Source organism: Serratia sp. HNCC26DJ206, assembly GCF_057180605.1.
Genome location: NZ_JBXUGP010000016.1, coordinates 16,469 through 32,278 on the forward strand (window position 1 = coordinate 16,469; position 15,810 = coordinate 32,278).

The window sequence follows — 15,810 nt, forward strand, 5'->3', positions numbered from 1 at the left end:
GCATGAACCTCAACTATACGGTGCGTGATGCAGAAGAGTGGGCGGCCTTTTCCGGGGATTACAACCCGATCCATTTTGATCTGCAGTACGTGCGCGACATGGGGGCTGAGCAGTTAAGCGTCCACGGTATGCGCGCCATGCTGGATATGAAACGCCATCTGAGCGCAGCGCTGCTGGCTGCGACACCAGAGGACGCGTTTTATACCTTCAGCACGCGCCTGCGCCGCCCGGTGCTTTGCCATACCCCGTATCAGCTACAGATTACTGAAAGCGGTAAGCAAATCACCGGCAAACTGCTCGACAGTGCCACGCAAGAGTGCTGCTTCAGCAGCAAATTAGCGGCGGCTCAGCCGTTGGTGCAGGCGAACTGCGGGCAACAGCATCGGCTCCCTCTTGCTGAGGTGATGGCGCTGAGCCAGCAGTTTCCGGGGGAGGCGTCAGATGCTGCCCAGATCTGGGGGTTTTTTGACGCATTACTCTTTCAATTGGTGGTGAAGTCACCGGAAACCCTGGCGATGGTGACTGACACCTTGCCGGAGCTGACGGCGGCGACGCTGATTGAGGTGTTTGCCCAGATCCCGGTGGTGCAGACGCATCATGAAACTCACTTCAGCGCAAAATTATTGCGCCCTGATGCGCATTTTCACCTGGTGGATCATCTGGATTATGCCATCCAACCGATGCTCATCATGGGCAACAGAGACAGCGGTTTTGTATTACGTACGGAGATCCAGGCCAGAGTGCAGCAGCAGCCGCTGATAACGACCGCAGTAACATTGAAAACATGGCCGTTGGCCGGTAATTAAATAAGGATATAAAAATGGAAAAGTACGAACAGGTTTACAGCACCGTTTGCGAAATGATTTGTGATGCGAAAGATCTGGAAATGTCCGATCTGTCACCCGAGATGCCGCTGCACCACTTGAAATTGGACAGTCTGGACTATGTCGAATTGATGGTTCTGGCCAAGCGCGAGTTTGGCGCGACCTTGAGCGCCGAAATGTTTATCGATAAACCGGAAATGACGCTGGGTGAGCTGTGCCACATGTTGGCAGAACAGCCGAAATAATTCCTATGACTAAACAATGGGTATTAGTGACCGGCGGTAGCCGGGGCATTGGCCGTGCACTGGTGGAAGAACTGGCTAAACAGTGGAATGTGGTATTTACCTGCCGCAACAGCCAAGCGCAGAGTGCTGAGGTGATTGCCACCTGCGCCGGTTTACCCGGCTGGGTAGAAAGTTGCGTCTGCGATGGCAGCGACGAAGAGGCGGTGAACCGGGTTGCCCCAGAGTTGCTGGCGCGTTTCGGTGCACCTTTTGCGGTGATCCACAATGCCGGTATCACGCTTGACGGCTTGCATATTCAGCAGAACGGCGACAACTGGCGGCAGGTGATGGATACCAATCTGAACGCCATCTTCTATTGGAACAGGCACTTGCTGCCGGCTATGTTGGCGCAGGGGGAGGGGGCATTGGTATTGATGTCTTCTGTTTCCGGGATCAAGGGCAACATTGGGCAAACGGCCTATGCTGCCACCAAAGCGGCGATGATTGGTATGGGGCGTTCACTGGCGCTGGAAGTCGCACGCTTTGGCATCCGGGTGAACTGCCTGCTGCCGGGCATTATTGAAAGCGATATGACGGACGCCATCCCCGCCGAAGCACTGAAAGCGCTGCGCAAGCAAATCCCACTGCGCCGCTTGGGGAAAGCCAATGAAGTGGCTCGTGCCGCGGTATTTATGATTGGCGATGACAGCCGCTATATGACCGGTCAAACCCTGATACTTGATGGCGGTTTGACCGTCTGAACCCGTGTCTTGCCTATTACTGTGTTGGGGTATCTCACGTACCCCACCTTTCTTTTAAAGCCCGATCTTCCCTTCTGTTACACTCCGCGTATTTCAAACGGCCTGCAGATACGACTATGCCGAACACTGAAAATCGATAAATATAATAGGTTTTTATTGGGTTTATCACTTGAATAAAACAAGAATAATCCTGTATATGGTGTATTTTTTATAATAAATAATCGCAACGAATTAATTATTATAGTTATTAGCGGATTTGCTTTTCTATCGTTAGTGCGGCGATTTGCTGGGATAGTTCTTGCTTGTATTCCTCTGCGTTTTTTAACTCTACCTGGTGTGTTTTTTACTTTAGAACACAGGGTGGTAGATGTAGGTTTAAATCAATATCAGCATGATATGCTTTAATCCCCCCTGATCTGGTCGATAAAGTGTAATTTCTAATGTAATTATTTCATTGGTGCCAGTGATGCCTCGATATACAAATATTCTCATTCCTTGATAGAAATAAATATACGGCAAAAAACATGGACATAACAAAATGGTTCTACTAGATTGTCTTCGCCTGCCGCTTATTTTTCTGTGAAAGATCAGTTCCTATGGCAGGTATTCATTATGATTGTTCTTATCCAGAGTTTAAATTGGCTTTATCTATATTATTTCTATTTCCTCGGATGGAGATGTTATTCATGAGTAAAATAATTAGCTCGATAGGCAATACCTCATTAAACCGCCTCACGCTTGCCATTCTGGGCAGTCTGGCGTTCAGTTCCAGCTATGCGGCCGATCTACCCGCCGGTGGCGCGGTGAAATATGGTAGCGGCACCATCAGCCAGCCTGCCAACCAACAAATGCAGATCAATCAGAGCAGCGATAAGCTGGCGATTGAGTGGCAGAGCTTTAATATTGCCGAAGGCAACAAGGTTAATTTCCAGCAACCGACCAGCAACTCGATTGCATTAAACCGGGTGGTGGGAACGGAAGGCTCCAAGGTGATGGGGCAGTTAAATGCCAATGGCCGCGTATTCCTGGTTAACCCGAACGGCGTGCTGTTTGGCAGCAACGCCCAGGTTAACGTTGGCGGGTTAGTGGCCTCTACCCAAGACTTAACCACCACCAACTTCTCTCTCGGTAAATACAACTTCAGCGGCGGTAACAGCCCGGCCAGCGTGGTCAACCAAGGCACCATTACTGCTAAAGACGGCGGTGCGGTGGTGTTATTGGGCGGCCAGGTCAGCAACCAGGGGAATATTCAGGCTAATCTCGGCAGTGTGAAGCTGGCGGCCGGTAAAGCCACCACCCTGGATTTTGGCGGTGATGGGTTGGTGAACATCCAGGTGACGGGGGCGGCAGCCAATGCGTTGGCGGAAAACAGCGGCTTTATTCAGGCCGATGGCGGCCAGGTAGTGATGAGTGCCGCCTATGCCAACAGCAACGTGTTGCAGACCGTGGTGAATAACACCGGCACCATTCAGGCGCAAACCCTGAGCAATAAATCGGGCAAGATCGTCCTGAGCGGTGGACAACAGGGCTTGGTCAACGTGGATGGCATTTTGGATGCTAGCACTGCCGATCAGGGTAACGGTGGCAATATCGAAACCAGCGGCCAGTTAGTCAACGTCAGCGCCAGTGCTAGCGTTGATACCCGTGGTTTTGGCGGCCAGACCGGCACTTGGACCGTGGCCGCCGATAAGCTGAACGTGAATGACAGCACCAGCAGCAATAAAGTCTCGGCCCGTGCTGTCACCAATAGCCTGCGCACCAGCAATGTTGAACTGATCAGTAACAGCAGCGATCTCACGCTGGCCAACGATATCAGTTGGAGCACGGCCAACCAGTTGCTGTTGGCGGCGCAGGATAACATCGTGCTGAATGCCAACCTGAAAGCCACCGGCAAAAATGCGGGCGTAGCCTTTATTGAAGGCGGCGACTATGTGCTGGCTAAAGGGAAAAGTGTCACCCTTTCCGGCCAGGGTGCCAGCTTCAGCAATAATGGCCAAAGCTATACCGTGATCCAGAATGTGGCTCAGCTACAGGCGATGGAAAACGATCTGGCGGGCTACTATGTGCTGGGCAATACCATCGATGCCAGTTCAACGGCGCAGGGGGCAGGGTTTAGGCCGATTGGGAGTGATGTTTATTTAGGGGATAATGCTTTTAGTGGCGTATTTTCTGGCTTAGGGAACACCATTAACCAACTCAATATTAAAACGGGGCGGACGCTCGGAGATTCTGACCGTCTGTATGTGGGTTTATTTGGTGCATTGATGGGAGAAGTACGCAATCTGGGTTTGATTGATACCAGAGTGAGTATAGATAACAATTCTGAGTCAACAATGATTTTGATGGGAGCTCTGGCTGGCCATGTAGGTAGTTTCGATATGAGAGCTCGTATTCACGATGTTTATGCAGAAAATATCAATGTTAATATGTTGGTCCCTCAGCGTAGTTCCAGTTATACCGGTGGGTTATTTGGACTCACCAACAATGCAGATATTAACAACGTCTATGCCACTGGAACGGTAACGAGCAGCAATGGCAGAGTCGGCGGTTTGATCGGACTAGCTTATGGTTCAAGGGCCCCTGGTGGAGAAAACCCACAGCCTAGCGAGATCAACAATTCCTATGCTGCCGTCACTGTTAATGGCAACGGCGACTATGTTGGTGGCTTAATTGGCATTACTGGTGAGGGGAGCGTAAATATCAGTAATTCTTACGCCACAGGTAATGTTTTCGGCACTGGATGGGCTACTGGCGGATTGGTCGGCTATGCAAGTACCTCATTTCACATGAATACGTGGAGTGATATTTATGCAACAGGGAATGTGGTCGGTAATGACGGGGTTGGTGGGTTGATTGGCGAATCTTCTTGGAAGGTGATTAGTAATGCTCATGCATCAGGTAGTGTGCAGGGCACTAAAAATGTAGGTGGGTTGATTGGTAATGCCTACGGTTCTGAACTCAGCGATGTGTATGCCGCAGGCAATGTCATGGGGGGCAGTAGGGTTGGTGGGTTGATCGGCGGTGCTTCATCGATGACGCTCAGTAATGCACATGCATCAGGTAATGTCTATGCATCAGGTACGCTGTACGAGAGGACCGATGTGGGTGGGTTGGTTGGCTATGCTGGAAACTCTGCACTTAGCGATGTTTATGCTACAGGCCAGGTTACAAGTTACACGGATAGTATTAGTGCAGGTGGATTGGTTGGCACTTTTGAATATTCGGATCTCAAAGATGCTTATGCCACCGGTAATGTCGGGGGTGGCAGCAGTGTCGGTGGCTTGGCAGGAACAAGTTTCGTTAGCACCATTGCCAACTCCAAAGCTTATGGCGCTGTAACAGGGAAGAGCGACATCGGGGCGTTGGTTGGTGCCAGCGATTTCAAGAGATATAGCTATTTCACCACTTTCCCTGCTTCCGGTGAAAAAAGCGTTATCACCAACTCCTACGGTTACGGCACCTTAAATGGCAAAGCCTGTACCGGTCAGTTGTACTGCGGTCTGTAATACCTAAATTAAGCCTGGCGCAAGCCAGGCTTTTTATTGCCTATAACTGGTTATTCACCATCACCTGATTTGACAACACAATGATAAACAATAAAAAGAATTCCCTGCCACGCAATACCTGGCCTTTACTCCCTCTGCTGCTGGGATTCGGCAGCGTACAGGCAGCAACGCCAAGCATACCGGATGCTGGGCAAAGCCTGCGTGAGATCGATACTCGTCGGCCAACTCTGGCTCCTTCAACTGCTCCAGATCTGGGTTTACCCACTCCGCCCACACCGGCACCGGTTCAGCCCGCCAACGCTGAACAGCCGACGGTCAAGGTGAACACTTTTACCCTGAGCGGCAATACTTTGTTTCCCAACGCGGTTCTGCTGGCGCAATTGCAGGCATACACCGGGCGCGAACTCACGTTGCCACAACTTTATGAAGCGGCGCAGCGTATCACTACCTATTACCAGCAGCGTGGCTATGTGCTCAACCGCGCCTATCTGCCAGAGCAAGAGATTGAAAATGGCATAGTCAAGATCGCCATACTGGAAGCGCAATACGGCGAGATCAAAACCGAGAACAGTTCGCGCCTTTCCGATGCTACTTTGAATCGCCTGATCGGCAGGATTGTTCCCGATGCAGCGATTAACGCCGGTAAACTGCAACAGACTCTGCTATTGCTGAATGATACCCCCGGCGTGCAGGCCCGCTCGACCCTGCTGACCAGCAAAAAAGCCGGGGCTGCCGATCTGCTGGTGGAAGCCAAGCCTGCCCCTTTGTTTAGCGGCAATCTCGATCTGGATAACTATGGTGGCAAATATACCGGCAAAAACCGTTTGAATGCCGATGTCTCGGTCAACAGTCCGTTAGGATTAGGAGATCGCCTGCGCCTGCGCGGTTTGGCCAGTGATGCACGGCAGTATTATTACTTTCTGTCGTACGACGTTCCGGTGAACCGCTGGTTTACCCGCGTAGGCGCTTCCTACTCCAATATGGATTACTCCTTGGGCAAAGATTTTGCCGATCTGGACGCACACGGTAATGCTCGCACCACCAGTGCTTATATTTCTCAACCTTTGTACAGAAGCCGAACTCTGACCGTCAGTAGCCAGTTGCAGTTTGACGATAAACGGTTGCGGGATGACATCGACTTATTCGACAGCAGAAGCCACAAAAATAGCCAGTTGTGGACCGCCGGCCTCAGCGCCAACGGTCAGGATGCTTTCGGCGGTGGTGGGCTGAACTTTGTTTCTGCCAGCGTCAGCAGCGGTAATCTGGAAATTACCGATCCAATTACCGCACAGAATGACAGCAAAACCGCGCATACCGCGGGTAGCTTCAGCAAATTCAATCTGACCGCCTTGCGGCTGCAAGCGCTCAGTGAACGCTGGAGTTTCTACACTCAGTTCAGCGGTCAATTAGCGTCGAAAAACCTGGATTCCTCAGAACAATTTTCACTGGGAGGCGTCAATGGCGTACGGGCTTATTCATCCGGCACCGCCAGTGGCGATCAGGGTTGGATGACCAATCTGGAGTTGCGCTACGCGATAACCCCGGCCTGGCAGTGGAAAACCTTCTTTGACTATGGCGGAGTGAAAACCAGTAAGTCGCCGTGGACAGCGGATAAAAATCACCAACAACGTGGTGCGCTAGGAACCGGTGCCAGCTGGTTTGGTGACAAACGTCAGGTTTCATTGCAACTGGCGTGGCGAGTGAATCATCCTGATGACAGTGACAGCAAGCAGGATGGTCAACCACAGATGTGGCTCCAGGCTTCACAGGGGTTTTAGCGTGAAGGCTCGCTTCAACGCTCGCATAGCGACCAAACGGGCGTTGAAGTATCTACGGTATTGTTCAATAAATAGAATTTATCCTTCATAATGGCATTAATCTGAAATAAACATCAACAACACTGATGCGAACCCTGATAGATAGAGTGTTTGCGTTAGTGTTTTGACTCATTTCTTTTGCATTTTTTCTAATATAGCGACCCATCGGTACTGATTTTTGGGGATATCAGCCCCATCTTCGCAACAGACTCGAGTTTCTGTGCTTTAAACAGCTGGGAATAAGTGGGTTTTGATATTTTTTCATTAAATATCAGTATCATATATTTTACTCTTGGATTTTATCTATGATGGCGTGGATTGATTTTCAATCGGTAAGGCAATAGGTGGCGAGCTGCATGTTTCAGCACGGGTTGGGCTGGTTGTTTCTTTTTAACGATTGATAAGATCGTTTAATTTTGCTCGATTCCCCTCAGGTGAACAACTAATTTGAGAAACGGTAGGGTTTCTCACTACATGTATAAAGGATAATTCTCTTATTTTTATTGGTATTGTCCTGTTTTTTGCGTTGGTATCCTTGGTTTTTTTATAACGATGTAACGTGGTTTTTGGTGGTTTAATAGACAGTAGTAGCATTGATTTACATCGATTGCTTATTCACAGAGTAAAATATTTTCGTTAATCCAGCCGTATGGTTATTTACAAATAGTTATCTTTTTTAATTTTTACCCGCTATGTATAAATATTAGTTAACTTGCTAATGTTTCTCTTGATTGTTTAATTTGGCGTTTACATGAGGAGTGCTTAAGCTTTCAGGTTGATATTTCAGCTGCACTAATATCATGGCTGTTACATTTAAGCTTATCGGCTATACTCTACTCAGGATTCAGGATGTTATCCGGAGGCAGGAGTCAAGGCTCCTGAAAGCTATTGTGGAAATGACAAAGGAAAAAGAAATCCACATTTTTCTTTGTGAAGATTAACGAGGCACTATGACCAGTCGTAAGCATTTAACACCTTCAGAGGTGGAGAAGTTGCTTGAGGCAACCCTTAGGGGAAAGAATCCTGAACGCGATTACTGCTTGATTTGGATGTGTTTTATCCACGGATGTCGAGTGAGCGAAATTAACAGTTGGCGCTTGTCTGATATCGATCTCGAAGGGGGGAATATCTATATTCATCGGTTGAAGAATGGCTTCTCGACAATTCACCCTTTATATGTCCGCGAAAGGAAATGTTTACAGCGTTGGATGGCAAAAAGAAAGCATTACCGAGGTGCGGACAGTGAATGGTTGTTTCTTTCTAACCGGGGCTCTCGTTTATCACGTCAGCGAATTTATTGGTTAATTCGTAATTACAGTGAAGCAGCAAATTTAGAGGTGAACGCTCATCCACATATGCTTCGTCATGGCTGCGGTTTCGCGCTGGCAGATAGAGGAATTGATACGCGTTTGATTCAGGATTTTCTTGGCCATAGGAACATTCAGAATACGGTATTATATACCGCAAGCAATGCTAGGAGGTTTAAGGAAGTATGGTGATTGGCACGTAATTAAATATGTCTAATGAGTCACTTTGAACTAAATTGCAACATACTCTAAGGATGCTCAAAAATAATGTCAACACTAACGATTCAATATTTTATGTTCACAACAAAACCCAATATAAAACAATAAGTTAATTGAATGTAAATCCCCAAAAAGTCACAGGGAAATCTCAGTTTTTTCTCGATTCATTCAAGATTAAAACCCTGCAATCAAATAGCTCATTTTTTAACAGGTTTTTTATCCTGTGAATAACCTTTTATCTTGTTTAATATTCTGTTGTTTATTGTTTTAATTGTGGCTTGCAGAGTTTTAGGCTAAAGGAGTCACTTTAGTTCAAAATGAATCGTTTGGCTGGAAAGGTTAACGACGCTCAATACCTATTGACGGAGGGTGTTTCCAGGCACTGGACTAAATAAAAAGGAATGACATAGGGTCATGTCAAAATAAACAAGTGCGCGCTTGAAGTGCATTATTTTAAAGGAAAAGTAGTATGAACAAGAATCTTGTTGCCGTTGCCATGTTGGCTGCCTCCGCGTTTACCACCAGTGCATTCGCTGAAAATGGACAGATTAATTTTACAGGGAGCATCATCCCTAACCCTTGTACTGTGACTGGTGGTACCGATAACCTCGATGTCAAGCTGGGTAGCGTTGGTATTACCGCATTCCCAAAAGCTGGCGCTACTGCAGCTGCTACATCTTTTCAACTGAAGTTGACTGACTGCCCAGCGACTATCACTTCTGCTCAAGTAAGTTTTGATGGTACTGCAGCTGAAGGCTCAAATAACTCTGCACTTGCTTTGATCAAAGATACTGGGGTTGCTACCGGTGTTGGTGTCCAGATCACTGATAGAACTGGTGAAGTGGTCAAACTGTTCCAGCCATCGGCTAGCTACCCACTAGTTAGTGGCACCGCTGTTAACACCTTAGATTTTGTTGCTCGCTATGTTTCAACTAGAGCAGATGTGACTTCTGGTGTTGCTAACGCTGTTACCACCTTCTCCATTATTTATCCGTAAGTTTTGTCTGCCTGATTTCACCAGGGCAGCATAAAGCTTGGTCAGGGGGGAATCACCCCCTGGCTTTTCTATCAATGGTCTAAGTGGGTAAATAAGAAATGAAAGTTTGGCAGAGCGCAATAGTCGCAGTGCTATTATTGGTATTCGGCTTACAGGCTCAGGCGGGAATTGTCATTGGCGGGACTCGTTTGATTTATGATGGTGCTAAAAAGGAATCATCCTTAAACATCAACAACCCTGACAAAGTTCCTTATCTGATCCAATCTTGGGTTGACTCCCAAGAGGGTGATATGTCCAAAGCACCGTTTATTATTACTCCACCCTTGTTCCGTTTAAACGGTGGTGAAAACAATATTCTGCGCGTAGTGCGCGCTGGCGGTAACCTGCCAACTGATAAAGAATCGTTGTACTGGCTAAATATCAAATCTATTCCTTCAGCTGAGAAAAAAGATAACACGCTGCAAATTGCGGTTAAGACCCGTATCAAATTGATTTATCGTCCACAAGGGTTGCCAGGAACGCTTGATGAAGCAGCTAAGGCACTAACGTGGCAACGTAGTGGCAATGCAGTTCAAGTGACCAATTCTTCACCTTATTATATCACCTTCTTCAAGGTCAAAATTAACGGTAACCAACTTAAGAGCGCCACTATGGTTGCACCGCAATCCAGTGCTCGTTTTGATCTCCCTGCTGGTAGTAGCGGTGGAGCCTTGAGCTGGGAAATTATTAATGATTACGGTGGTACCAGTAAACCGTTCACCGGGAATTTATAAAGCACACGTCAAGATAACTAAAAATCAATCCTTGTACAGGTAGTGACAGGGAAAGGACGCGGCTTGCCGGAATCTACTGGCACTGCTGATAAATGGAGTTAAATGGATGAATAACCCGAAGCGTTTAGGCTCTCGCGGATTTAACCGTACCCCTCTGGCGTGGTTAATATCATGTCAGGTTGCAATGTTAATGGGGCTTTCCGGTGGTGTACAAGCTCGCGATTTCTTTAACCCAGCATTGTTGGAACTTGATAATCCGTCTCAGCGAGGCGCTGACCTGACGGTTTTTGAAGACGGCAATACTCAGGCTCCAGGTAAGTATCGAGTTGACGTCTATTTGAATGGTCAAATGGTCGACACCCATGATCTTGATTTTTCCCTGCAAAAAGATGCGTTAGGCAAAGACAGCCTGCAACCTTGCCTAAGTAGTGGCATGCTCGAATCTATGGGCGTGAAGGTTGAGTCTTTTCCTGTGATCAAAGCTTCTGGGCAATGCGTTAATTTGGCGAATGCCATTCCGCAGGCCTCAGCTACGTTTCGCTTCAATCAGCAACGTTTAGATGTAAGTATTCCTCAGGCGGCGCTGAATCTGTCCGCGCGCGACTATGTTGCGCCAGATAAATGGGATCAAGGTGTGCCTGCGTTGCTGGTGAATTACAGCTTCAGTGGGGCTAATAATTGGACTCGTAATAATAAAGTTACTAATACCAATATTGGTGGTAGCAACGATAACTCCAGTAACTACTTCCTTAATTTGCGCTCAGGGGCGAACTTGGGTGCATGGCGCCTGCGTAACTATTCTACTTGGAATCGTGACAGTGAGGGTGAGAGTCATTGGAACTCGATCAATACCTATTTGCAGCGTGACATTATCGCGCTGAAAAGCCAAATGGTGTTGGGGGAGAGCACTTCGCCAAGTGATATCTTTGATAGTGTACCGTTCCGTGGTGGCCAGTTAGCCTCGGATGACGACATGCTGCCGGACAGTATGAAAGGTTATTCGCCGGTAGTGCGTGGTATTGCTCGTAGTAACGCGCAGGTTACCATCCGTCAGAACGGTTTTATCATCTATCAGAGCTACGTTGCACCGGGCGCATTCGTGATCAATGACCTGTATCCTACTGCAGGCAGTGGCGACTTGAATGTCACGATCAGGGAAGCTGATGGCAGTGAGCAGAATCTGGTGGTGCCGTTCGCTTCAGTACCGGTATTGCAACGTGAAGGTCGCTTCAAGTATAGCCTGACCAGCGGACAGTATCGTTCACCTAATAGCGATGTAGAGAAAACACCCTTCACCCAAGGCACTGGGATTTACGGTCTGCCGTGGGGTGCAACGATTTATGGTGGGGTACAGGCGGCCAGTAAGTATCAGTCAATCGTTGTTGGCTGGGGTCAGAATATGGGGGCGATCGGTGCGCTTTCTGCCGACATTACTCAAGCCTGGGCTAAACCAGAAAATATGGCGAAAGATAACGGTCAATCGTACCGCCTTCGCTATGGTAAGAGCTTTGTTGAAACCGGCACCAACTTCAGTTTGGCGAGCTACCGCTATTCAACACAAGGGTTCTATACGCTGCAGGAAACCCTGGATACTTATACTGATGGTAGATCAGCCCCCTATTTCTCACATAAGAAGAGCCGTGCTGAGCTGACGCTGAGCCAGAGCTTGTGGGAAGGTGCAGGGACAATGTCTCTTAGCTTGGTCAGTGAAGACTACTGGAACGATAGTCGTCGTAACCAGTCGGCGAGTATAGGTTACAACAATAGTTGGAACAGCATCAGCTACGGTCTGAACTACACCTACAGTAAAAATGGTTACGACAGCAATGGAGAACGTACCAATTTCACCGATCAAATCTTTGCCTTGAACGTCAGTGTGCCGTTAAGCAAATGGTTGCCGAACAGTTACGCCAACTACAGCATGAACACCAGCCGTCATGGTACTACCAGCAATAGCGTTGGGCTCAGTGGTACCGCCTTGCCAAGTAATAACTTGGATTACAGCATCAGCCAAGGATACACCAGCCAGGGCGGTGGGGCGAATGGTAACGCTAGCGTAGGTTATCGCGGTGGCTTGGGTCAGGTAAACCTTGGTTACGGCTATGATCAATCACAACAGCGCATTAACTACGGCGTGCAGGGTGGCGTTATGGTGCATGAAAATGGCCTGACGTTGTCGCAGTCATTGGGTGAAACGGTGGTGTTGGTGAAAGCGCCGGGGGCCAAAGGTGTCAGCCTGGCTAACCAGACCGGGGTGACTACCGATTGGCGGGGTTACGCCGTAGTGCCTTATGCCTCGGCCTATCGTAAGAATATTACCGGGTTAGATACCACCACTTTGCCGGATGACGTGGATATGACCTTGACTAGCCAGACGGTGATTCCAACCCGTGGTGCGGTAGTGCGTGCTGAATTTAAACCGAATGTTGGTCAACGTGTGTTGATGACTCTACTGATGCAGGGTGGAACGCCGGTACCATTTGGTGCCACCGTAACTGATGCTGATGGTCAAAATGCCAGTATTGTAGGCGACAGCGGGCAGGTTTACCTCACCGGGATGTCCGGCAGCGGCAAGCTGAATGTGAAATGGGGTAATGCGGCAGCACAGCAGTGCCAGGTTTCTTACTCTATGGCTGAAAACAAAGAGAATGCAGGCATTCAACAAATGAACGGCCAGTGTCTATAAAGGTTCTGATTATGAAAATGTTACGTTCGATGATACGTACCTTAACAGTCGGTGCGGCTTTCTTGGGTAGTGTATGCTTGGTACAGCATGCTTATGCTGCTTCTGGGGTCTGTATGCCTGAGGATGGTAGTACCAAGAGTTTTGACGTTAAGTTTAACAAAATATTTAGCGATCCATTGGCAAACAGGGCTGGTTATACTGAAGAGAACGCTTCGGCTGGTGTTTGGGATAAAAAAGGATCTTATATCATGGTGTGTCAGTGCGATAATCCGCCTGACATGGGGGCATCATATATCACGGCATTATCGCCACTACCAGAGGCAGGTTTTCAAGTAAAAGGACTTACAGGTTATATTTTAAATGACTATCTGGCGCTATCTGCCGAAGTAAACATTGCTGGTGGGGTTAATGGCGGACTAGGGGCTTACTTCCCAGTCCCCGTTGTGAATCAGTCAAATATGATAGGTTCACAGAAGTGCCGGTGGGTTTATGATAGTGGTGCAACCGGGAAAATTCACCTCTATTTCCGTCGTCCTTTTGTTGGTCAGTTGAACTTGGGTAACCCAACATTACTCAATATTTATATTTCTTCAAAACCTGACAGTTTTAATAACTCTATTGCGATCAGGGTAACTCTCAGTGGTACAGTAACAGTTCAGCAGAGCTGTGATATAAGTCCTAATCCAATTACTGTTGAGTTGGGCGATATTTTGTCTGCTAGCTTCAAGAAGGCAGGAGCTAAGCCGGATGGTTTTACGCCAATCACCAAAGAGTTAACTGTAGCATGCACAAACATTTCGGAGGGTGTTAAAGTTAATTTATCATTTAGTGCTGCCGAAGATCCTAAAGTCAAGGGTGCTTTGCAAACGACTAACAGTGATATTGCTATAAAAATTGATGATAAATATGGTAATCCAGTTTCACCAAATAACGGTCTGTTGCCAATGGAAATGACGGGAACCGGTACATTAAATAGTACTGGTAAGGCGGAAATGACTGTGTACCCTATTAACACTACCGGTAATACACCCGCAGTCGGAGGGTTTGGTAATGTAACGGGAACAGTTAAGGTTGAAATTGAATAGTTTATTTATCACCAAATAATTATCACGATGATGTGTTTTTTATCGGGATGCTAACCAAAGGATAAGGATATTATGAAATCTTACATTCGCGTTGTTAAAAATACAGTGTTATGTATGGCGGCTATTGGTATGAGTTATTCTGCGCTGGCCGCTGATAATGCAAAATTGAACATTACTGGTACAATTAAAGCATCGCCATGCACGGTTGTGGCAGATTCTGGTGGCAACATTAATGTTGATTTAGGCTCCGATATTCAGGCAACGAGTCTAAGTGCCAAAACAGGCTCAACATGGGTGCCGGTTGTAATGCATATGAAAGATTGCCCACCTTCTACAAGTTCAGTGACCGCAGCATTTAGTGGTACCCAAGCTGATGAAGAAACTGGGCTTTATAAAAACACAGGCAATGCGGGTAAGGTGCAGATTGAATTACAGGATGCTGTGCTAAACCAGAGAGTAGGTAATGGCGGCACGATGGTTACACCAGTGGTATCGGCAACGAGTGATGCCACCTTCAACTTGCGAGCTCGCGCCTATTCGTCTACTGGTGACGCAACGCCAGGTAGTGTAATTGGTACCGTCCAAGTGGCATTTACCTACCAGTAATTACCTTTAGTACCCTTCCGTCATGAGAAATATAGCCCCAGCTCATGACGGATTGCTCGTTGCCTGTGTCTATGTAAATTGTCAGTTGGGGCTTTTTAATTGTATTGCCGTTTCGTTACGTTTTTTGAGCAGTCACTTGGGAAGAGTCAAGAAAAAATAATAACCCTCGGTCATTAAAGGGCAATTCTGTATACCCATTGATAAAGGACGCAGTAAAGGATCAGTAACCTGCAGAAAAGGGAGAGTAACTATGACCATAGCTCATACTTATCAAAGAGTGAGTGCACCTGCCCCACATCCTTACGGGCAAAAAGGGGAAAGTGTGATTGTAATGGAGTCCTGCCCAATCACAGCACTCGGTATGCGTAACATTTTGGCCCAGTCTTGTGGATTTGCGGACGGGGTACAACTTGTCAGCAATCTTTCGGAAATCCCTACATTGATGCACCACCGCCCCGCTAAATTACTGATTATGGAATTATGTGGGGAAGAAGAGTCTGTGCTGGATGGCCTGCGGCTGATTGCGCTTTGCCTGGAACATTGGCCAACCACTTCAATGATCGTTTGTACCGCGCTTGATGACCCACGGGTGCTGCAATTACTGACCGCATCAGGGATCAAAGGGTTGGTATTGAAACAAGAACCCGCCATCGCCCTGACACAATGTGTACAGCAAGTGATTTCAGGTCGCCGCAGTTATAGCCATAAAGTCAGACAGCTACTGGCCAACCACTCTGCCGGTGGCAAAGCGCTGACGGCCCGTGAGTTAGACGTGCTGGCTTATCTGTTTTCCGGTAAAAGCGTGACTACCGCAGCACTGATGATGCATCGCGATGTCCGCACCGTTAGCACCCACAAACGCAATGCCATGCACAAATTAGGCTTCCAGAGTGACGGTGAGCTTTATTTGCAGGGGAAATGGATGGCAAAAACCGGTCCGGTATTTGCCCGCTAGCGTTTATACAGATGGTACTCATTCCCGGATGGAATGAGCATGTTATTCAT

The 15,810-nt window shown here is 47.7% G+C and carries 12 protein-coding genes; all 12 read left to right on the plus strand.

Translation table 11 applies throughout. From position 1 onward, the window contains the following. Positions 1-2 precede the first annotated feature (2 nt). The gene (locus AC2A1E_RS12195; protein ID WP_484383966.1) at positions 3-806 is read left to right on the plus strand and encodes a hotdog family protein; all 804 of its coding nucleotides are present in this window, start codon (positions 3-5) and stop codon (positions 804-806) included. 14 nt (positions 807-820) lie between these two features. Next, positions 821-1,069 (plus strand): acyl carrier protein, encoded by a 249-nt coding sequence (locus AC2A1E_RS12200; protein ID WP_459401479.1) that lies wholly within the window; start codon positions 821-823, stop codon positions 1,067-1,069. Positions 1,070-1,074: 5 nt separating this feature from the next. Continuing rightward, on the plus strand, positions 1,075-1,809 hold the full coding sequence (locus AC2A1E_RS12205) for an SDR family oxidoreductase (protein ID WP_484383967.1): 735 nt from the start codon (positions 1,075-1,077) through the stop codon (positions 1,807-1,809). A 686-nt stretch (positions 1,810-2,495) separates the two neighbouring features. Beyond that, positions 2,496-5,315, plus strand: coding sequence for a two-partner secretion domain-containing protein (locus AC2A1E_RS12210; protein WP_484383968.1), 2,820 nt, complete (start codon positions 2,496-2,498; stop codon positions 5,313-5,315). 80 nt (positions 5,316-5,395) lie between these two features. Continuing rightward, entirely contained in the window at positions 5,396-7,093 is a 1,698-nt protein-coding gene (locus tag AC2A1E_RS12215; protein WP_484383969.1) for a ShlB/FhaC/HecB family hemolysin secretion/activation protein, read from the plus strand. Between the two features lie 989 nt (positions 7,094-8,082). Next, positions 8,083-8,631: a tyrosine-type DNA invertase gene (locus AC2A1E_RS12220; protein WP_459401483.1), complete on the plus strand. Its 549-nt coding sequence runs from the start codon at positions 8,083-8,085 to the stop codon at positions 8,629-8,631. Between the two features lie 496 nt (positions 8,632-9,127). Beyond that, positions 9,128-9,655 (plus strand): fimbrial protein, encoded by a 528-nt coding sequence (locus AC2A1E_RS12225; protein WP_484383970.1) that lies wholly within the window; start codon positions 9,128-9,130, stop codon positions 9,653-9,655. Positions 9,656-9,753: 98 nt separating this feature from the next. After that, positions 9,754-10,428, plus strand: a complete 675-nt coding sequence (locus tag AC2A1E_RS12230) for a fimbrial biogenesis chaperone (protein WP_484383971.1) — start codon at positions 9,754-9,756, stop codon at positions 10,426-10,428. Positions 10,429-10,534: 106 nt separating this feature from the next. Then, positions 10,535-13,114, plus strand: coding sequence for a fimbria/pilus outer membrane usher protein (locus AC2A1E_RS12235; RefSeq protein WP_484383972.1), 2,580 nt, complete (start codon positions 10,535-10,537; stop codon positions 13,112-13,114). Positions 13,115-13,125: 11 nt separating this feature from the next. Beyond that, positions 13,126-14,199, plus strand: a complete 1,074-nt coding sequence (locus AC2A1E_RS12240; RefSeq protein ID WP_484383973.1) for a fimbrial protein — start codon at positions 13,126-13,128, stop codon at positions 14,197-14,199. Positions 14,200-14,271: 72 nt separating this feature from the next. After that, entirely contained in the window at positions 14,272-14,805 is a 534-nt protein-coding gene (locus AC2A1E_RS12245) for a fimbrial protein (RefSeq protein ID WP_484383974.1), read from the plus strand. Positions 14,806-15,166: 361 nt separating this feature from the next. Next, positions 15,167-15,760 carry a LuxR C-terminal-related transcriptional regulator gene (locus tag AC2A1E_RS12250; protein WP_459401489.1) on the plus strand — a complete coding sequence of 198 codons (594 nt, stop codon included), beginning with the start codon at positions 15,167-15,169 and terminating at the stop codon, positions 15,758-15,760. Positions 15,761-15,810 lie beyond the last annotated feature (50 nt).